The organism is Pseudomonas sp. R3-56, assembly GCF_051132075.1.
GTDB lineage: Bacteria > Pseudomonadota > Gammaproteobacteria > Pseudomonadales > Pseudomonadaceae > Aquipseudomonas.
Genome location: NZ_CP071657.1, coordinates 2,220,269 through 2,240,453, shown reverse-complemented (window position 1 = coordinate 2,240,453; position 20,185 = coordinate 2,220,269). Strand labels below are relative to the sequence as shown.

The window sequence follows — 20,185 nt, the reverse complement described above, 5'->3', positions numbered from 1 at the left end:
GTCTGACGCGCCGAGACATCTGCCGGCCGGCGCTGTGGCGCCAAGTTTATACGGCCTAAACCGGCTGATCGACCAAAAAATCGCGCTGGCCGGATCGACATTTTCACAATCTGATGTAGGGGATTTCTGAAAGTGCCATTCGGATACACCGTAGTGCACAGCGGTTTCGTACCCTCAGCGCCCTCTCCCAGTAAATAAGAGCTGCGATGCGCAACGACACGGATTATTCCTTCAGCCTCACACTCACCGAAAGCAACCTGCAGCTTCACGTCCAGAGATTTGGCGGCCGAGAAGCCCTCAACCAACCTTTTCGGTTCGACCTCGACTTGCTTGGCCTGACGCCGCCGATCGACCTCGATATCATTCTCGGCCAACAGGCGTTCCTGCACCTCAGTGCCGAGTCGGGCGTGCATGGGATCATCGCCAGCGTCAGCCTGACCTCCCATGCCCGGCAATGCATAGGCTATCGCCTGACGCTGGTGCCTTACCTGCAGAGACTGGAGCAGAGTCCGCGACGCCGGGTCTTTGGCCGGCTCAGCGCAGTCCAGGTGCTGCAACACTTGCTGGAAGAACACCAACTGCCCACCCACAGTTACCGGTTTGAATTGCCACACGGGCACTACCCATGCCGGCCGTTCTGTGTCCAATACAACGAAAGCGATCTTGCACTGTTACAACGGCTGTGTGAGGAAGAAGGCATCCACTATCACTTCGAGCACGCCCCTACCGGCCATGTGCTGGTATTTGCCGAAGAGGCGACAAGTTTCCCTGATCAGCCGGTCGGGTTGAACCTGCATCAGGAGGAAGGCCGGCGGCCAACAATAGCGCGACTGTACCAGCGCCATCACCTCACGCCACCGGCGTTGCCGGCCAACGCCAGGGATCGGACGTCGGCCGCGATTTTTGAAACCTCGGCAGCTAACCACCCTTTCATCGGCCCCCCGCAGGAAGCCGCCTGGCACAACGTTGCACATACCCAGCAGGCGGGTCGCCGGACCCTTGAGCGGCTGCGCTGCACATACAGCGACATCCACGGCCAGAGCAGCCAGCCAACCCTGCGCAGCGCCGTCATCGTACAGATCGAAGGCCATCCGATATCAACGTTCAACGATCAATGGTTGGTTACCGAGATCACGCATCGCGGGCGGCAGCCTTCGATCCTCGACGCCCCGTCTTCCTTCCTTCCTGCGTCCCGACACTATCGCAATCGGTTCCTGGCGATCCCATGGTCGACGGTGTTCAGGCCAGCCCTCAAGCACCCGAAACCGCGAATCGCCGGCAGTCATCTTGCCTATGTGCACGGCCAGCATGGGCATGGCCAGGTTAACGTCAGCCTTTGGACCCGGGAGGGCGAAGTCATCACATTGCCTCTGTCGCGGTTGACCTTGCATGACAGCCAGGTGCCGCTGGCTGGCAGCCAGGTACTGGTGACTTTTCTCGACGGCGATCCCGACAGGCCAGTGCTATGCCCCGGAATATTCAGCCTCCCGGGCTCCGGCGCCGGCGACCTCGGCGGGTCAATCGTCGGCCCTTCCACACCGCCCGCTCGTGATACTGGATTATTGCTGGATTGGCTGCTGAGCCCTCCTGATCCGACCCCTTGAACGTCCGGGCCGTTGGCAGCCGCGCCCTTCGGTAATGCCAACTCGACGCGCCAGTACCGCCCCGGCTCAGTCGCTAAAAGTCATGACTGCATCAATTGATTTTGTGGCCGTCTTTATCCAGCCAATCTCCATCGGAATACAACACGCTGCCATCCGGATATTCAGTTTGGCCGTTGGCAAAAACAACACGTCCGTCAGGATATTTCACTGTTCCGTCATCGTACTGAATAATTCCATCCGGTCGCGTCACCGAATTGTTTTCTGCATTAATGACACTGCCATCGGTTAAAGAAGTTGTTCCGTCGTTGTTCTGGACACTTCCAGGTGCTTTGATGAGGGTATAGATGGCAAGAGGATCAACAGCGACATTAAAAACAGGCCAAGGGATTGGTGCGGGTGTCGGCTGGGGGTTTGGATTAGGCTTGGGCTGGGAAGGCGCTGGTGGTGCGTCGTTTGGCTTGGGCCTGGGTATTGGCCGGGGGGCCGGCTTGGGTTTGGGTTTTGGCACCGGCTTCGGGGTTGGTTCGGGCACCGGCTTCGGGGTCGGTTTAGGCACTGGTTTAGGCACTGGTTTAGGCGTCGGCGGAACGACCGGCTTGGGGGCTGGTTTCGGTCTCGGCTTCAAGGGCGGCCCTATTGCCATCAACTTTCTTGCGATGCCTTTGCAGCCGTCTCTACCACATGACTTATTCATCTTTAAATTCCCTTTAAGAAACAAATACGATCCGGCCAAGCCGAATCGTTAGTTCGCCAATCCAGCGAACTTGCGGACAACAATAAATAAATCCCCCGCCCCCTACAAATTATAAAAAGCGTACAAATATGATTTCAGCCAAAACCGGCACTCCTCAACAGCATTTGCTACCGATGATGCCCATATGTAATTGACGGTCGATCACTCAAACCCGCGGCGACCTTGCAAGCCACCGGTATGAACAAAAATCAAGCGAGTGCCGGCGCCAAAGACTCCGGCCTCGACCCGGGCCTTGAGCAGCATCAGCGCCTTGCCGGTATATAGCGGCTCCAACTCGATAGCGCTGGTAGTCTCGATGAACTCGCTGAGCCCGGCATCCACCCGGGCAAAACCGCCACGGCTGCCGTCAAGCAACTCATAAGCTGGATTGCCCAGCCCCGCCTCCACCAGAATGCTTTCAACATGTTGCAGCACCCCATGGTCTCCAGGCACCGCCAGGACACCATGAACCGGATGCTCGCCCGCTTCAGCCAGAACCAGCCCCGCCAGCGACGTCCCGGTGCCGCAGGCCAACCACCAACCGTCATAATCCTCCCAACCCAACGTGGCCAATTGGCTGCGAGCGGTCGCTACCCAGGACATGCAGCCTTGCGCGCCGGGCAACCCCGAGCCCCCTTCAGCTATCGGCCATAAATGCGGGTACTGTGCCTGCCAGAGAGCCCAGAACCCCGGCTCATGCCGCTCTCGATACCCGCCGTAACCCAACCAGTGCAAGGTCATGCCGAACGTCTGTAGATCAAGCGTCGTAGGCGTCTCCCGGGGATGGCCGCGCAATAACCCCACCGTCTGGAAACCGAATCGCTGCCCCGCCGCAGCCAACGCATGCAAATGATTGGAATAGGCGCCGCCGAGGCTCATCACGCCCTCCGCACCGTTGGCATGGGCAGCACGCAGATGATGAAGCAGCTTGAACCATTTATTGCCGCTGATGAGCGGATCGATACGGTCCAGGCGCAAGACCGCCACCTCGATACCGGCCCGCGCCAGCCAGTCGAGGTGAAGGGGTTCGAGGCGCGGTTGAGGATGCCAGTCGAGGGCAGACAAAAGCATTGCAGCAGACCGGATGGGAAGGTGCCGGGATCTTATCAGCTTGGTGGCGGGCGGTATGAGGATCCGGATACACCCCCGTCACCCTGTGGGAGCGAGCTTGCTCGCGATAGCGCCAGGTCAGTCGACACTCATACAAATGACTGACCGCTATCGCGAGCAAGCTCGCTCCCACAAGGGCAAACCTTTCCCGGAAGGCTGAGCGCTACAACTGCGCCGCCAACCGCGAGCCCTGGTTGATCGCGCGTTTGGCATCCAGCTCCGCCGCCACATCCGCGCCGCCGATGAGGTGGACAGTCTGCCCCGCCGCCTCCAGGCCTTCCTGCAACTCGCGCAACGGATCCTGGCCGGCACAAATGACCACGTTGTCGACGGCCAGCACTTGTGGCTCGCCCGTTTCGCCAATGCGAATGTGCAGGCCTTCGTCATCGATCTTCAGGTATTCGACGCTGTTGAGCATCTGCACCTGTTTGTTCTTCAGGCCGGTGCGATGAATCCAGCCGGTGGTCTTGCCCAGCCCGTCGCCGACCTTGGATTTCTTGCGCTGCAACAGGAACACCTGCCGCGCCGGTGCATGAGGTTCGGGCTTGATTCCAGCCACGCCGCCGCGAGCCTGCAGCTGGGTGTCGATGCCCCACTCCTTCCAGAACGCCTCACGGTCCTGGCTGGTGGCAACCCCCTGATGAACGAGAAACTCCGACACATCGAAACCGATCCCGCCGGCCCCGATCACGGCGACACTGCGGCCCACCGGCTTGCGTTCAAGGATCACGTCCAGGTAGCTCAGCACCTTGGGATGCTCGACACCCGGGATCGCCGGTAAGCGCGGGGCGATGCCGGTGGCCAGGATGATCTCGTCAAAACCGCCGGCCACCAGTTGCGCCACATCGACCCGGGTATCGAGGCACAACTCGACGTGGGTAGTCTGCAACTTGCGTTTGAAATAACGCAGGGTTTCGAAGAACTCCTCCTTGCCCGGAACGCGCTTGGCGACGTTGAACTGGCCGCCAATTTCGCTGGCCGAATCAAACAGCGTCACTTGATGACCGCGTTCGGCCGCCACGGTGGCCGCGGACAATCCGGCAGGACCGGCGCCCACCACGGCGATTTTCTTCGCCTGGGTTACGGGCAGGTAATTGAGTTCGGTTTCATGGCAGGCCCGCGGGTTCACCAGGCAACTGGTGAGCTTGCCCCCGAACGTATGGTCGAGGCAGGCCTGGTTGCAGCCGATGCAGGTGTTGATTTCGTCTGCGCGGCCAGCGGCGGCCTTGTTGACGAACTCCGGGTCCGCAAGGAACGGCCGCGCCATGGACACCATGTCGGCGTCGCCTTCGGCGAGGATCTGCTCGGCCACCTCAGGGGTGTTGATGCGGTTGGTGGTAATCAACGGAATACTCACCGAGCCGCGCAGCTTGGCGGTGACTTTACTGAACGCCGCCCGCGGGACCTTGGTGGCGATAGTGGGAATACGCGCCTCATGCCAACCGATACCGGTATTGATGATAGTTGCGCCGGCCTGTTCGATGGCCTTGGCCAACTGGACGATTTCATCCCAGGTGCTGCCACCTTCAACCAGGTCGAGCATGGACAGGCGAAAGATAATGATGAAGTTCGGCCCCACCGCTTCGCGTACGCGGCGCACGATTTCCACCGGCAGACGCATGCGGTTTTCGTAGCTCCCACCCCAGCGGTCGGTACGGTGGTTGGTATGCGCAGCCAGGAACTGGTTGATGAAATAGCCTTCCGAGCCCATGATTTCGACACCGTCGTACTCGGCCTTTTGAGCCAATACCGAACAGGTGACAAAATCGCGGATCTGTTTCTCGATGCCCTCTTCGTCCAGCTCCTTGGGCTTGAACGGGTTGATCGGCGCCTGGATCGCGCTTGGCGCCACCTGCTTGGGGCTGTAGGCATAACGTCCCGCGTGGAGGATCTGCATGCAGATCTTGCCCCCCGCTTCGTGCACGGCCCGCGTGACGACCTGATGCTTGAGGGCCTCTTCCTCGGTGGTCAGCTTGGCCGCGCCGGAGTACACGCCACCTTCATCGTTCGGCCCGATTCCACCGGTGACCATCAGGCCGACCCCACCCCGGGCCCGCTCGGCGAAGTACGCCGCCATGCGCTCGAAGCCGCCGGGCTTTTCTTCAAGGCCGGTGTGCATCGATCCCATCAGGGTACGGTTGCGCAACGTGGTGAAACCCAGGTCCAACGGGGCGAGCAAATGCGGGTAATGAGGGGCGGTCATCGATAACTCCACGGGCGATCACGGAAAAATGCGGAAGCTCTGCGGCTTCCATCAGTCATGACCGACAGCGTAAGAGTCGGGATGCGAGCGCTCAATGGCCGTAACTGACAACTTGATGATCGAAATGCACAGAGGCCGCGCCGGCAGACGGGTCCCGAAGTGCACGCACGCGCCCTTTCGCTAAACCGTTGTTTTACCGTACCCTGCCGCGTGACTTCTGATGAAAATCACGAACCTGTACGCGGCCATCGACTGTCCCCATGCGCAAATTTCTGTACCTGCTGTTCTCATTGGCCCTGACGGCCGTCCTGATCACTTATGCACTGTGGACAGCAGACCGTCCGGCGGGCCATTACCTGTCAGACCTGCGGATCAACCTGGCGGTCGACCGGGGCACGCCGGCCGACCGAGGCAACCTGCTGGGCATCCAGCCGGAATTGTTCCCCACCGACTACCAGAGCCCCGAACGCCTGCATCGCAAGCTGGCAGCGTACCTGCAGACTGCCCGCGACCAAGGGTTCGTCAACGAAAAAACCGTCGTGGTCCTGCCCGAGCATATCGGCACCTGGCTGATGGTCAGCGGCGAAAAGGACGAGGTGTACCAGGCCACTACCTTCAAACAGGCCATGAACTGGCTCGCCATCAGCAATCCGCTGGCCTTTATCCGCGCATTGGCGGACGCCCAGGGCGACAGCCGGCTGGACGATGCGTACCTGCGCATGAAGGCGGACAGCATGGCCCATGACTACCAGGCGCTGTTCGGTGGGCTGGCCAAGGAGTTCGGCGTAACGCTCGTGGCCGGCTCCATCGTACTGCCCGAGCCCAGCGTCAGCGAAGGCGAGCTGAAAATCGGTCGTGGCGCGTTGTACAACAGCAGCCTGGTGTTCGGTCGTGACGGCCGGCCGATCGGCCAACCACAACGCCAGCGACATCCGGTGTTTGACCAGCAGGACGTGCTTGGGGCCGAACGGCCGGACGTCACCCACGTCATTGACACGCCGGCCGGGCGCCTGGGCGTGCTGATCGGCAGCGACAGTTGGTATCCGCTTCATTATCGACAACTTGACGAACAAGGGGCCCAACTGATCGCCGTGCCCGCCTTTGTCATCGGCCGCGACGCCTGGAACAAGCCTTGGGCCGGCTACAAAGGCCTGTCCACGCCAAGCGAAGTGAGCCTCAAGCCCGGTGAGGTGAGCGAGGGGCAGGCCTGGCGTCGACTGACGTTGACCAGCCGGTTGCCCATCAGCCAGGCCCGCGGCGGCGTCAGCGTATTCTTGCGTGGGCAGTTCTGGGACAACGGCAGCGCTGGCCAGAGCTTCATCAGCCACAACGGCGAGCAATTCACCGATGGTGAAGCCCGTGGCGCACGCCTGCTGAACTTGTGGCTTTAGATATGCAAAAGCCTATGCGCCTGGGTAACCTGTCCGTAGGTTTCGTCCATAGCCTGGCGGACGCAGTGGCCAGTCACGGCCATGACCCACAGCCATTGCTCGAACAATACGGCCTCGATGCCGCGCGCCTGGCTGAGCCCGGGGCGCGCCTATCGATCCCGCGCTACATGCGCCTGGGCCATGCCGCCATCCAACTGACACAGGATCCGGCCCTGGGCCTGCGCATGGGCCAGCTCAGTCGCCTGAGCCAGGCCGGGCTGGCCGGCGTCACCGCGGCCCAGGCGCCCACCGTACGCGAAGCCGCACGCTGCATGATCCGCTTCGAGCCGCTGTATGGTTCCAATTACCGTGGTCAATCGAGTCTTCACGAGGACGCCCGGGGCGCGTGGCTGCGGTTCTACTCCATCAGCCCGTATAACGCCTACAACCGCTTCGTCGTGGATTCGATCATTGCGGGCTGGCTCCAGCAACTGTCCAGCGTCTGCGACGTGGTGTTGCGGGCCGAACGTATCGAAATCGAATTCGAGGAGCCAACTTACCTCGAAGCCTACCGCAGCCTCGGCGAAGGCCCGATCCAGTTCGCAGCCGAGCAGAACCAATTGCGCCTGGGGCTGGAAAGCCTCGCCCTGCGCAACCCACAGCATTGCCCAAGCACCTGGCGCCATCTGGTTCAGTTATGTGAACGGGAACTGGAACAGCTGACTCGCACCCGCACCCTGCGCGAGCGCATCATTCAATTGCTGGGGCCGTTGCTCAACGGCGGACGGGAGCCGGATCTGGAAGAAGTGGCGATGCGCCTGAAGCTGCCAACCTGGACACTGCGCCGCAAGCTGGCGGAAGAAGGTACGCAGTTCCGGGCGATCCTCAACGACACTCGCCGAGACCTCGCCATGACGTACATCCGCGACACGGAGCTGGCCTTTGGCGAAATCGCTTACCTGCTGGGGTTCGCCTCGGCCGAGGCATTCCAACGGGCTTTCAAGCGCTGGAACAACCAGACGCCGGGAGAATTCCGGCGTAGCCGTAGAGCGACTTGAAGACCAGGCTCCCGGCCTGCACTGTAATGTCTGCTACCTACAGTTCCGTGGCGTCTTCGGCAGGTTCCAGGGGGTCCAGTTCATAAGCCTGATATTCGAGCAGCTCTTCCTGATAATCGTCCATTGCCTGTCCTTCCCAATAATCGTTGAAACCGGTGCCTGATGGCCTTGGAATCAGCATAAAGCTGCTTGATGAACAAAACATGAAGCCAAGGCTTCATAAATTAAACGTAGCACAGCATTGGGAATTTAATCAGCGCAGGTGTGGCAAGGCGTTACCGCCCCACCACAGGCTCAGGATGCAGGAAGCGGCTGGATCGGCTCGGTTGGCGCCGGCAAGGAACTGGGCGGTGGCGGAGTAATGCTCTCTGTCGACGGGGGTGCGTAGGACTCCGGCTCGCTGGGAGCGATTGGCGCAGGCTCGGCAGGCGGCGCGACCGGCTCGGAAGCGGCCGGCGCGGTTTCGACAGGTGCTGGAGCAGCCTCTTCGACCGGCGCAACGGGAGCAGGAGTCGGCTCGGGTGCCGGGATTGTCGCAGGCGCTGGAGTTGCGGCGGGAGCCAGGGCAGCCGGCTCCACCTTCGGCTCTGGAATGCCCAGTTCGGCTTTCGGTTTGTCGACGTTTCCAGCGGCTTTTTTCGCTTCGGGAGGCAGGAACACCTCCACCAGCGCAAAGAAACGCTCATAGAATTTAGCTGCGGACACCGTTTCGCTGGCGACCTTGACCATCGAATCGTCCGACGAGCCAATCGGCATCGACACCGACCCCAATACACCCACGCCCAGGCTGGCGGAGTTATTGGTCTTCTTCAGGGCATACCGGTCCTGTAGAGCGTTGGCAAAGATCGTGGCGCGGTGGCCCGGACCGCCATCTTCGGCACAGACCAAGTTGAAACTAATCTCCATGTGCGTGTCGCCGGTCTGCTGGAAACTCTTGTGGCCGCTGACCAGCTTCGGATCGCTGCTGGTGATGATGTACCCCTGGCTCAGCAGCGCACGACGTCCTGCTTCACAAGTCGCCACGTCAGTCACCGGATAGGTACGCGAGAACGTGCCCGAATCATCGAAGTTCTCGTGCTCGTAAATGGCCGCTTTCTTTGAAGAGCAACCGGTCGCGACGACCAGCAGCAATGCCAGCCCAACGGTGCGCATGTGAAATGATCTGAACATTGAACATCCTGAGGAAAACAGTCCGGGGCGTATTGTGCAACAGAATGCGGCCGGACAGCTTGGGTAATCTTGTCTCAAAGGGCTTACAAGTCTACGGGCGGATGCCAGCGGGAAAAAGAAGCAATCCTGATGAATCGACGAACATCGCCGTCCTGGCAATACACGGATACAAAAAGACCCCGACCTTTCGGCCAGGGTCTTCAGGGTCACGCATCAAGTCAGAAGCGCTTGATGTCTGCCTCGCTTTCCAATTGCTTGCGATAAGCCGCGAAGTCCTGCTGGCCGACACGGGACGCCAGGTACCGACGGTATTCGGCCTTTTCTTCCTCGGTCGGAGCAGCACCTTCGTTGACGCCGTTCAAGCGCAGGACCGTCACGCCGCCGTCAGGCAGGGTCACGCTGGCGAACGTCGGCTTGTCCTTCGACTCAGGCTTGGACATGCGGAACAGCGCCTGCAGTACCGCAGGGTCGATACCTTCCTGGCTGCGGGTCGCCGCTTCGACGACTTTCCAGCCTTGACCGTTGACAGGCTTGTCCAGCGCCGTCTTGCCATCGCGCAGGCTGGCAATCAACTCATCGGCCTGAGTCTTGGCGGCAGCGCTGGCGTGTTCCTTGGCCAATTGGGCGCGGATCGGCCCGGCCACGTTTTCCAGCGGAAGCTGCTGAGGCTTGCGATGCTCCTTGGCGCGCAGCACCACGACGGTTTCCGGATCCAGCTCGATGGCGGTACTGTTGGCCCCCTCCTCCAGCACTTCCGGGCTGAACGCAGCGGTGATCACGGCACGGTTTGCCGCGATTCCTTCGCCGCCTTCACGACCGAACGGTGCCGACGTATGGACGGTCAGCTTAAGGTCCTGGGCTGGCTGGGCCAGGTCGGAAGCCTCGAACGAAGCGTCTTCCAGTTGCTTGGTCGCCTCGACGAACCGCTGCTCCACTTGCTGGGTCTTCAGATCGCGGGTCAGCTTGTCCTTCAGGCTCGCAAAACTCGGAACCTCAGGCGCTTCGACACCCAGCAGCTTGATCAGGTGCAGGCCGAAATCGGTTCGCACCGGTGCCGAGACCTGATCCTTGTTCAACGCATACAGCGCCTTTTCGAACTCCGGATCATAGACACCTGGACCGGCATAACCGAGATCGCCGCCGTTGTTGGCTGAGCCCGGATCCTGGGAGAATTCCTTCGCCAGCGCCTCAAACGACTCGCCTTTGGCCAGTCGAGCCTGGATTTCCTCGATCTTGGCCTTGGCCTGGGCTTCGGTGACCTTGTCGTTCACTTCAATCAGGATGTGCGCAGCACGACGCTGTTCGGAAAGATTGGCGATCTCTTTCTGGTAAGCCGCCTGCAGATCTTCATCCTTGACGCTGACCTGATCGAAGAACGAAGCCTTCTTCAGCTCGAGATAGTCGATGACTACCTGATCAGGCGTCATGAACTCCTTGGCGTGCTGATCGTAGTAAGCCTTAACCTCATCGTCGGTCAGCTTCACGGCCGCCGGATCCGCCTTGACGGTGAGCGTAGCGAAATCACGGGTCTGCTTTTCCAGGCGGGCGAATGCCAACACCTGGGCATCGGTGACAAAACCGCTGCCAGCGAGACCGGCACGCAATTGGCCAATGAGCATTTCCTGCGCCAGCATCTCGCGGAACTGCAGTCGGCCATAACCCAACTGGCGAATCACCTGGTCGAAACGCTCAGGACTGAATTTACCATCGACCTGGAATTCCGGCGTTTGCAGGATCACCTGGTCCAGCGCGGCTTCGGAGAAAGCGAATTTCGCATCATGCGCGCCTTGCAGCAGCAGCTTGCGATCGATCAGCCCTTTGAGCGCCGAGTCACGCAGCATCTTCTCGTCCAGCAGGGAGGCGTCGAAATCCTTGCCCAGCTGTTGCATGAGCTGACGGCGTTGCATATCGACCGCCTGGCTCAGCTCGTTCTGGCTGATTTTTTCGCCGTTGACCTTGGCCGCGTCATTGCTGTTGGTGGTGGCTTGAAAAATAGCCTCGAAACCGGTCAACGCCATCAATGCGACGATGATTCCGATGATGGTCTTGGCAATCCAGCCTTGTGAATTGTCCCTGATATTCTGCAGCATGCGTCCCCCAGAAACGGTTGAACTTCAAAATTAGGCAACCGTGGAGCGTGGGTAGAATCCGGATAGAAGAAAGGCGCATCCGAGGATGCGCCTTCTCGTAACTGGCGGAGCGGACCGGGCTCGAACCCGCGAGCCCTGGCGTGACAGCCCGTATGTGCCGGCTGCATTACCGCTCCGCTGCCAAGCCAGGCATGACCCCGACCCGGATAAACTCAATGAAACCTTAGTTGACGGCTTCTTTCAGCGCTTTACCAGCTTTGAAGCCTGGCTTTTTGGCAGCGGCGATTTGCAGCGTCTTGCCAGTCTGCGGGTTGCGACCAACACGAGCTGGACGATCGGTAACGGAGAAAGTACCGAAACCCACCAGAACAACAGAGTCGCCAGCCTTGAGAGCGCCAGTGACGGATTCGATTACAGCGTCCAGCGCACGGCCAGCAGCAGCTTTCGGGATATCAGCGGATGCAGCGATAGCATCAATCAGTTCCGACTTGTTCACTCTAAGTCCCCTTATATCTATTTGAGATGATTCTAAGTTTTTTTGGTGAAAGCAAAAACGAGTGCTGAATGGCCTGCAGACACTTAAGAGCCGCTTTATAACAAGGGCTCTAAAAAACTGTCAAGGAAGCCCCCCAGGCAAATGCGTATTAATGCGTGCTAATTCTTTCCTTAGAATCAGACTCTCGCTTTTCTTCCTTTGCGACAATCTCCGGAGCCACATCCGGCAAGGGCTCCGGCGCGTATTGCAGCGCAATTTGCAGGACTTCGTCAATCCATTTAACCGGTTTGATCTGAAGATCCTGCTTGATGTTGTCGGGAATTTCCTTGAGATCACGGACATTCTCTTCCGGAATGATCACGATCTTGATCCCGCCACGGTGAGCTGCCAGAAGTTTTTCTTTCAGGCCGCCAATCGCCAGGACCTGGCCACGCAGGGTGATTTCACCGGTCATGGCGACATCCGCACGCACCGGAATGCCGGTCAATGCAGAAACCAGGGCGGTGCACATGCCCACGCCGGCGCTCGGTCCATCCTTGGGTGTAGCCCCCTCCGGCATGTGGATATGCGTGTCCCGCTTCTCATGGAAATCCAGGGGAATGCCCAGGCTGCGCGCACGGCTGCGCACAACTGTCAGCGCCGCGGTGATCGACTCCACCATGACATCGCCGAGGGAACCGGTCTTGATCAATTGGCCCTTGCCCGGAACCACGGCGGCTTCAATGGTCAGCAACTCGCCGCCGACCTGCGTCCACGCGAGGCCGGTCACCTGACCGATCTGGTCCTGTTGCTCGGCGAGCCCGTAGCGGAACTTGCGCACACCGAGGAAGTGCTCCAGCAGATCGGATGTCACCTTGACCGCGAAGCGTTTTTCCAGCGCGTGCTCCTTGACCGCCTTGCGGCAGACCTTGGCAATCTGCCGCTCGAGACCACGCACACCGGCTTCACGGGTGTAGTAACGAATGATGTCGCGAATCGCCTCCTCGTCAAATTCCAGCTCACCCTTTTTCAAGCCGTTGGCCTGGATCTGCTTGGGCGAAAGGTACTTGACGGCGATGTTGATTTTCTCGTCTTCGGTGTAGCCCGGCAGACGAATCACCTCCATCCGGTCCAGCAACGCTGGCGGGATATTCATTGAGTTGGAGGTGCACAGGAACATCACGTCGGAGAGGTCGTAGTCGACTTCCAGATAGTGATCGTTGAAATTGTGATTCTGCTCGGGATCGAGCACCTCAAGCAACGCAGACGCAGGATCACCGCGCATATCGCTGCCCATCTTGTCGATTTCATCCAAAAGGAACAGCGGGTTGCGTACACCCACCTTCGTCATCTTTTGAATCAATCTTCCTGGCATGGAACCGATGTACGTGCGGCGATGACCGCGAATTTCCGCCTCGTCACGCACCCCGCCAAGCGCCATTCGCACAAATTTGCGGTTGGTGGCGTGGGCGATCGATTCCGCCAGGGAAGTCTTACCGACACCCGGAGGACCGACCAGGCACAGGACCGGGCCACGAATCTTCTTCACGCGTTTCTGCACGGCGAGGTATTCAAGGATGCGTTCCTTGACCTCTTCCAGGCCGTAATGGTCCGCATCGAGGATGTCCTCGGCACGCGCCAGGTCCAGGCGGACTTTGCTCTGGGCTTTCCACGGCACCTGGACCAGCCAGTCGATGTAGGAACGCACCACGGTGGCTTCGGCAGACATCGGCGACATTTGCTTGAGCTTGTTCAGCTCGGCCTGGGCCTTGGCGAGCGCATCCTTTGGCAGGCCAGCGGCATCGATGCGCTTCTTCAGCTCTTCGATTTCGTTGTGACCTTCGTCGCCATCGCCGAGCTCTTTCTGAATGGCCTTCATCTGCTCATTCAGATAGTACTCACGCTGACTGCGCTCCATCTGCTTCTTGACGCGACCACGAATGCGTTTTTCAACCTGCAGCAGGTCGATTTCGCCGTCGAGCAATGCCAGTACGTGCTCGACACGCGCCGACAACTCGATAATCTCGAGGATTTCCTGCTTCTGCTCGATCTTGAGGGCCATGTGGGCCGCCATCGTATCGACCAGGCGTCCTGGCTCGTCGATGCTGTTGAGCGACGACAGGACCTCGGCAGGCACCTTCTTGCCCAACTGCACATACTGTTCGAACTGCGACAGCAGGCTGCGGACAAAAACCTCCGACTCACGCTCAGGCGCCTCGACTTCGTCGATCAGCGACACCTCGGCACGGCAATGCCCGTCCACTTCGCTGAAACGCTCGACCGCCCCGCGCTGTTCGCCCTCGACCAGGACCTTGACGGTGCCGTCAGGAAGCTTGAGCAGTTGCAGGACCGTTGCAATCGTACCTACGCGATAAAGTGCGTCTTCACCGGGATCATCGTCGGCAGGGTTTCTCTGAGCAATCAGAAGAATCTGCTTATCACCCGTCATCGCGGCCTCGAGGGCTTCGATGGACTTCTCGCGCCCCACGAACAGCGGGATAACCATGTGCGGATATACCACGACATCGCGCAATGGCAGGAGAGGCAATTCGATGGTTGTCTTCATGATTTCGCCTCTACGGCGGCCGTAAGGCCGTGAACAGATGGAAGTAAGCTTGAAACCAAGATGGGGGCAGCCTTCAAAAAAAACAAGCGCTAAGACACGTCTAAAACGCGCTAATAGCAAAGGGGCCCGAAGGCCCCTCCTTTATTCCGACAGCGGGACACTTATGCGTCCGGCGCAGCCTTGGCAGCCGGCTCACTGTTTTCGTAGATATACAGTGGCTTGGACTTGCCTTCTATGACGCTTTCATCGATGACGACTTTACTCACCTCGGACTGCGAGGGAATTTCGTACATCGTATCGAGCAATACGCCTTCGAGAATCGAACGCAACCCACGGGCACCGGTTTTACGCTCCAGGGCACGCTTGGCGACGGATTTCAGCGCGTCGGAACGGAATTCGAGGTCTACGCCTTCCATTTCGAACAGCTTGGCATATTGCTTGGTCAGGGCGTTTTTGGGCTCGGTCAGAATCTGCATCAACGCAGCTTCATCCAGCTCGTCCAGTGTCGCCAGGACCGGCAGACGACCGACGAACTCCGGAATCAAACCGAACTTGACCAGATCGTCAGGCTCGACTTCACGCAGGGATTCACCGACCTTCTTGCCCTCTTCCTTGCTGCGAACCTCGGCGTTGAAGCCGATGCCGCCGCGGGTGGAACGGTTCTGGATGACCTTTTCCAGGCCGGAGAACGCACCACCGCAGATGAACAGGATGTTACGCGTGTCGACCTGCAGGAATTCCTGCTGCGGGTGCTTGCGACCGCCTTGGGGCGGAACGGAAGCGACCGTGCCTTCGATCAACTTGAGCAACGCCTGCTGCACGCCCTCGCCGGAAACATCCCGGGTAATGGACGGGTTGTCGGACTTGCGGGAAATCTTGTCGATTTCATCGATGTAGACAATGCCCATCTGGGCCTTTTCCACGTCGTAGTCGCACTTCTGCAGCAATTTCTGAATGATGTTCTCGACGTCCTCACCCACATAACCCGCCTCGGTGAGGGTGGTTGCGTCGGCGATGGTGAACGGAACGTTCAGCAAACGGGCCAGGGTTTCGGCAAGCAGGGTCTTACCCGAGCCTGTCGGGCCGATCAGCAGGATGTTGCTCTTGCCGAGTTCGACTTCGTCATTCTTCTTGTCACGCTGGTTCAGGCGCTTGTAGTGGTTGTACACCGCTACGGCCAGTACCTTTTTCGCGCGCTCCTGACCGATTACATACTGGTCAAGGATGCCGCTGATTTCTTTGGGCGAAGGCAACTTATGCGCGCTGCTTTCGGCCTGGGCTTCCTGCACCTCCTCGCGGATGATGTCATTGCACAGGTCGACGCACTCGTCGCAAATGAAGACCGAGGGGCCGGCAATCAATTTGCGTACTTCATGCTGGCTTTTGCCACAGAAGGAGCAATAGAGCAGTTTGCCGTTGTCCTCGCCGTTGCGGGTGTCAGTCATTCGATCGATCCAAATCCGATAGGCTTGCAACACAAGATGAAGGCAATTGCGGGCTTTTTCAAGCCCGCAGATGATCGGACCTGCCGATCAACCTTATTTTGAGCTGCTTATTTTAAGCGGGGCGCTGGCTGATCACTTCATCGATCAGACCATATTCACGTGCGGCTTCAGCGCTCATGAAATTGTCGCGATTGGTATCGCGCTCGATTTCTTCAAGCGTGCGCCCGCTGTGCTTGGCCATCAACGTGTTGAGGCGCTCGCGGATGAAGAGGATTTCCTTGGCATGGATTTCGATATCAGATGCCTGGCCCTGGAAACCGCCCAAAGGCTGGTGAATCATCACGCGGGAATTCGGCAGGCAGTAACGCTTGCCTTGGGCACCGGCGGTCAGCAAAAACGCACCCATGCTGCACGCCTGACCGATGCAGGTCGTCGAAACGTTAGGCTTGATGAACTGCATGGTGTCGTAGATCGACATTCCCGCCGTCACCGAACCGCCCGGGGAGTTGATATAGAGATGGATGTCCTTGTCCGGGTTTTCGGCTTCAAGGAACAGCAGTTGTGCACAGATCAGGTTGGCCATGTAGTCCTCTACCGGACCTACCAAAAAGATCACTCGCTCCTTGAGCAGACGCGAATAGATGTCATAGGCACGTTCGCCACGGGCGGACTGCTCGATAACCATAGGGACCAGGCCGCCTGCGGCCTGGATGTCAGAGCTCTGCTGATAAAAAGAATTGCGGGACATGTCTCGCAGTCACTCCCAAATAGTTATGTCTTGAATACGCATAAGCCAGCGCGAAGGCTGGCTTATGGTGTGTATTTCTTACCGCAGAACCATCAATCGGCTTGTGGAGCTTCCACCGGCTTGACCGCTTCTTCGTAAGAGACCGCTTTGTCGGTCACGCTAGCTTTCTGCAGAACAGTATCCACAACTTGCTCTTCCAGCACAACCGAACGGACTTCGTTCAGCTGCTGCTCGTTCTTATAGTACCAGGACACCACCTGCTCAGGCTCTTGGTAAGCCGAGGCCATTTCCTGGATCAGCTCGCGAACGCGGGCTTCGTCAGGCTTGAGTTCGAACTGCTTGACCACTTCAGCGACGATCAGGCCCAGCACGACGCGGCGCTTGGCTTGCTCTTCGAAGAGTTCGGCCGGCAGTTGGTCAGGCTTGATGTTGCCACCGAACTGCTGAACGGCCTGCACGCGCAGACGGTTCACTTCGTTGTCCAGCAGAGCCTTCGGCACTTCGATCGGATTGGAGGCCAGCAGACCGTCCATGACCTGGTTCTTGACCTTGGACTTGATGGCCTGACGCAGCTCGCGCTCCATGTTCTTGCGAACTTCGGCGCGGAAACCTTCCAGACCGGTTTCCTTGATACCGAACTGGGCGAAGAACTCTTCGTTCAGCTCAGGCAGCTTAGGCTCGGAAATGCTGTTGACGGTCACGGTGAATTCGGCGGCTTTGCCGGCCAGATCCAGGTTCTGATAGTCCTCTGGGAAGGTCACGTTCAGAACGCGCTCTTCGCCAGCCTTGGCGCCAACCAGGCCGTCTTCGAAGCCCGGGATCATGCGACCGGAGCCCAGCACCAGCTGGGTAGCCTTGGCGGAACCGCCAGCGAACACTTCACCGTCGACCTTGCCGACGAAATCGATGTTCAGCTGGTCTTCGTTCTGGGCGGCACGATCAGTGGCTTCGAAACGGGTGTTCTGCTTGCGCAGGATGTCGAGCATCTTGTCCAGGTCGGCATCCGAAACGTCAGCGCTCAGGCGCTCGACGGCAATGGACTCGAAACCGGCGACGGTGAACTCGGGGAACACTTCAAACGTGGCAACGAACTCGAGGTCCTTGCCTTTTTCCAGCACTTTAGGCTCGACGGAAGGAGCGCCAGCCGGGTTCAGCTTCTGCTCGACCACCGCTTCGTAGAACGAAGACTGGATCACGTCGCCCACGGCTTCCTGGCGCGCATCAGCTTCGTAACGCTGACGGATCACGCTCATTGGCACTTTGCCTGGGCGGAAACCTGGGATTTTGGCCTTTTGGGCAGTCTGCTGCAGACGCTTGTTGACCTGAGTCTCGATACGCTCAGCTGGCACGGTGATGCTCATGCGGCGCTCAAGAGCAGAAGTATTTTCAACAGAAACTTGCATGGATATTCCTCGTTGCACAGACGTTGGCCGGGCGTTTCCGACCCCAGAATCAAGGGCATGCATTCTAGTAGGTCAAACTCAAGAAGTCACCCTACTGAAAACACGCAGGAAACAGACGCCGAATTTATAAGCAGGGCCATGGTTCATGCCCCGCCCGGTTTGCTAATACAGTCGATCACCGCCAAGGCTCTGCGCAGCACCTTCCTATATAGAAGCACCGCAACCGCGCGCTTGGCATGCGGCCTTCTATAAAAAGACCGACGGGCATGCCGAGTATCATCGCGAAACACAATCGCGAACACTGCCGCCGCGCGCCCGCCCCAAGGAGCGACGCCGACACGTAACCGGTGAAAACAAAAACGGCGCAGCCCCTTCTCAGGTTCTGCGCCGTTCTCTGCTAATTAAATAGCGACTTGTATGGTGCGGACGGAGAGACTCGAACTCTCACACCTTGCGGCGCTGGAACCTAAATCCAGTGTGTCTACCAATTCCACCACATCCGCGTATCAAGCTTTTAAAGCAAAGGCGCCAGATTGTTAGATCTGGCGCCTTTCTAGAATATGGGGTGGACGATGGGGATCGAACCCACGACAACGGGAGTCACAATCCCGTGCTCTACCAACTGAGCTACGCCCACCATATTGCCTTGTAGCGTTACTTGTGCCAAAGCTGCCTAATTGGCGCACCCGGCAGGACTCGAACCTGCGACCATCCGCTTAGAAGGCGGATGCTCTATCCAGCTGAGCTACGGGCGCCTTTTTAATCTGTATTCTTGGACGATTACAAACTAAGTGCTTTCAGTTTTGCCGAGTTTAAACTACCAACTCCGCTCAACCTTCTTAACCAGTGCTAGGCTGTGCCCGACAAGTGCGACGAATGTTATAGACGGCCCGATAGGTCGTCAACTCTTTTTTAAAAAAATTCATTTAATTAAAGGGGTTAGGGGAATTTGCAGACCAAGCGCCTTTGCCCTCACGCCTCGGCATGCGAGAATGCGATCTCTTTTTTTCCCCTCTCGATGGTTAACCACGCGCAATGACTGCACAACTTATCGACGGCAAATCGATCGCCGCCAGCCTGCGCCAGCAGATCGCCCAACGAGTCACCGAGCGCCGCCAGCAAGGCCTGCGCACGCCCGGCCTTGCGGTGATCCTGGTCGGCAGCGATCCTGCCTCTCAGGTTTATGTCTCGCACAAGCGTAAAGACTGTGAAGAGGTCGGCTTCCTTTCCCAGGCCTACGACCTGCCTTCCGAAACCACTCAGCAAGCGCTGGCCGATCTCATCGACCGCCTCAATGACGATCCGAACATCGATGGCGTGCTGCTCCAGCTACCGCTGCCCGAACACCTTGACGCCTCTAAACTGCTGGAGCGTATCCGCCCGGACAAGGACGTCGACGGTTTCCATCCTTATAACGTCGGTCGGCTCGCCCAACGCATCCCATTGCTGCGCCCTTGCACGCCCAAGGGCATCATGACCTTGCTGGAAAGCACTGGCGTGGATCTTTACGGGCTCGATGCCGTGGTCGTGGGCGCCTCCAACATCGTTGGCCGGCCGATGGCGATGGAATTGCTGCTCGCTGGCTGTACCGTCACCGTGACCCATCGCTTCACCAAGGACCTGGCAGGCCACGTCGGTCGGGCTGACCTAGTGGTGGTGGCCGCCGGCAAGCCGGGCCTGGTCAAAGGCGAATGGATCAAGGAAGGCGCCATCGTCATCGACGTCGGCATCAACCGCCAGGACGACGGCAAGCTGGTGGGCGATGTGGTCTATGAGACCGCCCTGCCCCGCGCCGGCTGGATCACGCCGGTACCCGGCGGCGTAGGACCGATGACCCGGGCCTGCCTGCTGGAAAACACCCTTTATGCGGCCGAGACGCTGCATAGCTGATTAGCCGTTTCAACTCAGCCACAAACCCTGTGGGAGCGAGCCTGCTCGCGATAGCTTGGGATCAGCCGACATCAATGCCGGCGGAGACACCGTTATCGCGAGCAGGCTCGCTCCCACAGTATTTTGTCATCTGATCCCTGATCGGCGGACGTTGGCCCGTGCAGAGCGCCCCCCGACTCTGCCAATTTACAAATTTTTCAGATTCGATTCGCCAGAATCGCCTTCATTAAACTTTATTTATTGATGCGCCCCGACGGCACAGGCATATAGCGCTGACGTCGCCCATACTCCTAAAATGCGGCGCTTTTTAACAAGCCGCT

At 58.9% G+C, this 20,185-nt stretch carries 15 protein-coding genes and 3 tRNA genes; 4 read left to right on the top strand and 14 right to left on the bottom strand.

Annotated elements, in window-relative coordinates; all coding sequences use genetic code 11:
- Positions 1–206: 206 nt before the first annotated feature.
- Positions 207–1,604 (top strand): type VI secretion system Vgr family protein, encoded by a 1,398-nt coding sequence (locus J3P96_RS10220; RefSeq protein WP_434656818.1) that lies wholly within the window; start codon positions 207–209, stop codon positions 1,602–1,604.
- Positions 1,605–1,695: 91 nt separating this feature from the next.
- On the opposite strand, the gene J3P96_RS10215 is transcribed toward J3P96_RS10220, so the two are convergent.
- The 3 genes from J3P96_RS10215 to J3P96_RS10205 all read right to left on the bottom strand — a co-directional run bounded on the left by J3P96_RS10215 (position 1,696) and on the right by J3P96_RS10205 (position 5,650).
- Positions 1,696–2,298 (bottom strand): hypothetical protein, encoded by a 603-nt coding sequence (locus J3P96_RS10215; protein ID WP_434656816.1) that lies wholly within the window; start codon positions 2,296–2,298, stop codon positions 1,696–1,698.
- Positions 2,299–2,499: 201 nt separating this feature from the next.
- Positions 2,500–3,408 carry a 1-aminocyclopropane-1-carboxylate deaminase/D-cysteine desulfhydrase gene (locus J3P96_RS10210; protein ID WP_434656813.1) on the bottom strand — a complete coding sequence of 303 codons (909 nt, stop codon included), beginning with the start codon at positions 3,406–3,408 and terminating at the stop codon, positions 2,500–2,502.
- Positions 3,409–3,610: 202 nt separating this feature from the next.
- Positions 3,611–5,650 (bottom strand): FAD-dependent oxidoreductase, encoded by a 2,040-nt coding sequence (locus J3P96_RS10205; protein WP_434656811.1) that lies wholly within the window; start codon positions 5,648–5,650, stop codon positions 3,611–3,613.
- Positions 5,651–5,910: 260 nt separating this feature from the next.
- On the opposite strand from J3P96_RS10205, the gene J3P96_RS10200 reads away from it, so the two are divergent.
- A complete protein-coding gene (locus J3P96_RS10200) occupies positions 5,911–7,041 on the top strand; it encodes a carbon-nitrogen hydrolase family protein (RefSeq protein WP_434656809.1) in 1,131 nt (376 codons plus the stop codon).
- Between the two features lie 2 nt (positions 7,042–7,043).
- A complete protein-coding gene (locus J3P96_RS10195) occupies positions 7,044–8,078 on the top strand; it encodes an AraC family transcriptional regulator (protein WP_434656807.1) in 1,035 nt (344 codons plus the stop codon).
- A 37-nt stretch (positions 8,079–8,115) separates the two neighbouring features.
- Here the strand turns inward: J3P96_RS10195 and J3P96_RS10190 are convergent, their stop codons facing one another.
- The 11 genes from J3P96_RS10190 to J3P96_RS10140 all read right to left on the bottom strand — a co-directional run bounded on the left by J3P96_RS10190 (position 8,116) and on the right by J3P96_RS10140 (position 18,730).
- Positions 8,116–8,259, bottom strand: a complete 144-nt coding sequence (locus tag J3P96_RS10190) for a hypothetical protein (RefSeq protein ID WP_434656805.1) — start codon at positions 8,257–8,259, stop codon at positions 8,116–8,118.
- Positions 8,260–8,372: 113 nt separating this feature from the next.
- On the bottom strand, positions 8,373–9,248 hold the full coding sequence (locus tag J3P96_RS10185) for a DUF2242 domain-containing protein (protein ID WP_434573191.1): 876 nt from the start codon (positions 9,246–9,248) through the stop codon (positions 8,373–8,375).
- 218 nt (positions 9,249–9,466) lie between these two features.
- On the bottom strand, positions 9,467–11,338 hold the full coding sequence (locus J3P96_RS10180) for a SurA N-terminal domain-containing protein (protein ID WP_434629948.1): 1,872 nt from the start codon (positions 11,336–11,338) through the stop codon (positions 9,467–9,469).
- Between the two features lie 223 nt (positions 11,339–11,561).
- Positions 11,562–11,834, bottom strand: a complete 273-nt coding sequence (locus J3P96_RS10175; protein WP_008077714.1) for an HU family DNA-binding protein — start codon at positions 11,832–11,834, stop codon at positions 11,562–11,564.
- Positions 11,835–11,982: 148 nt separating this feature from the next.
- Positions 11,983–14,379 (bottom strand): endopeptidase La, encoded by a 2,397-nt coding sequence (gene lon / locus J3P96_RS10170; protein WP_305500081.1) that lies wholly within the window; start codon positions 14,377–14,379, stop codon positions 11,983–11,985.
- 161 nt (positions 14,380–14,540) lie between these two features.
- Positions 14,541–15,824 (bottom strand): ATP-dependent Clp protease ATP-binding subunit ClpX, encoded by a 1,284-nt coding sequence (clpX, locus tag J3P96_RS10165; protein ID WP_024778305.1) that lies wholly within the window; start codon positions 15,822–15,824, stop codon positions 14,541–14,543.
- A 112-nt stretch (positions 15,825–15,936) separates the two neighbouring features.
- Entirely contained in the window at positions 15,937–16,572 is a 636-nt protein-coding gene (gene clpP, locus J3P96_RS10160) for an ATP-dependent Clp endopeptidase proteolytic subunit ClpP (protein ID WP_030140021.1), read from the bottom strand.
- 92 nt (positions 16,573–16,664) lie between these two features.
- Positions 16,665–17,975 carry a trigger factor gene (tig, locus tag J3P96_RS10155; RefSeq protein WP_434573186.1) on the bottom strand — a complete coding sequence of 437 codons (1,311 nt, stop codon included), beginning with the start codon at positions 17,973–17,975 and terminating at the stop codon, positions 16,665–16,667.
- Between the two features lie 418 nt (positions 17,976–18,393).
- Positions 18,394–18,478, bottom strand: a tRNA-Leu gene (locus J3P96_RS10150).
- A 58-nt stretch (positions 18,479–18,536) separates the two neighbouring features.
- Positions 18,537–18,612, bottom strand: a tRNA-His gene (locus J3P96_RS10145).
- A gap of 41 nt (positions 18,613–18,653) precedes the next feature.
- A tRNA-Arg gene (locus J3P96_RS10140) sits at positions 18,654–18,730 on the bottom strand.
- A 280-nt stretch (positions 18,731–19,010) separates the two neighbouring features.
- Here J3P96_RS10140 and folD point away from each other — a divergent pair.
- Positions 19,011–19,865, top strand: a complete 855-nt coding sequence (gene folD, locus J3P96_RS10135) for a bifunctional methylenetetrahydrofolate dehydrogenase/methenyltetrahydrofolate cyclohydrolase FolD (protein ID WP_039589132.1) — start codon at positions 19,011–19,013, stop codon at positions 19,863–19,865.
- Positions 19,866–20,185 lie beyond the last annotated feature (320 nt).

What these genes read in the sequence shown, in the direction of transcription:
- clpX (WP_024778305.1), bottom strand. Translation starts at nt 15,824, where the DNA reads ATGACTGACACCCGCAACGGCGAGGACAACGGCAAACTGCTCTATTGC.
- lon (WP_305500081.1), bottom strand. Translation starts at nt 14,379, where the DNA reads ATGAAGACAACCATCGAATTGCCTCTCCTGCCATTGCGCGATGTCGTG.
- J3P96_RS10210 (WP_434656813.1), bottom strand. Translation starts at nt 3,408, where the DNA reads ATGCTTTTGTCTGCCCTCGACTGGCATCCTCAACCGCGCCTCGAACCC.
- folD (WP_039589132.1), top strand. Translation starts at nt 19,011, where the DNA reads ATGACTGCACAACTTATCGACGGCAAATCGATCGCCGCCAGCCTGCGC.
- J3P96_RS10200 (WP_434656809.1), top strand. Translation starts at nt 5,911, where the DNA reads ATGCGCAAATTTCTGTACCTGCTGTTCTCATTGGCCCTGACGGCCGTC.
- J3P96_RS10215 (WP_434656816.1), bottom strand. Translation starts at nt 2,298, where the DNA reads ATGAATAAGTCATGTGGTAGAGACGGCTGCAAAGGCATCGCAAGAAAG.
- clpP (WP_030140021.1), bottom strand. Translation starts at nt 16,572, where the DNA reads ATGTCCCGCAATTCTTTTTATCAGCAGAGCTCTGACATCCAGGCCGCA.
- J3P96_RS10190 (WP_434656805.1), bottom strand. Translation starts at nt 8,259, where the DNA reads ATGCTGATTCCAAGGCCATCAGGCACCGGTTTCAACGATTATTGGGAA.
- J3P96_RS10195 (WP_434656807.1), top strand. Translation starts at nt 7,044, where the DNA reads ATGCAAAAGCCTATGCGCCTGGGTAACCTGTCCGTAGGTTTCGTCCAT.
- J3P96_RS10180 (WP_434629948.1), bottom strand. Translation starts at nt 11,338, where the DNA reads ATGCTGCAGAATATCAGGGACAATTCACAAGGCTGGATTGCCAAGACC.
- J3P96_RS10185 (WP_434573191.1), bottom strand. Translation starts at nt 9,248, where the DNA reads ATGTTCAGATCATTTCACATGCGCACCGTTGGGCTGGCATTGCTGCTG.
- J3P96_RS10220 (WP_434656818.1), top strand. Translation starts at nt 207, where the DNA reads ATGCGCAACGACACGGATTATTCCTTCAGCCTCACACTCACCGAAAGC.
- tig (WP_434573186.1), bottom strand. Translation starts at nt 17,975, where the DNA reads ATGCAAGTTTCTGTTGAAAATACTTCTGCTCTTGAGCGCCGCATGAGC.
- J3P96_RS10205 (WP_434656811.1), bottom strand. Translation starts at nt 5,650, where the DNA reads ATGACCGCCCCTCATTACCCGCATTTGCTCGCCCCGTTGGACCTGGGT.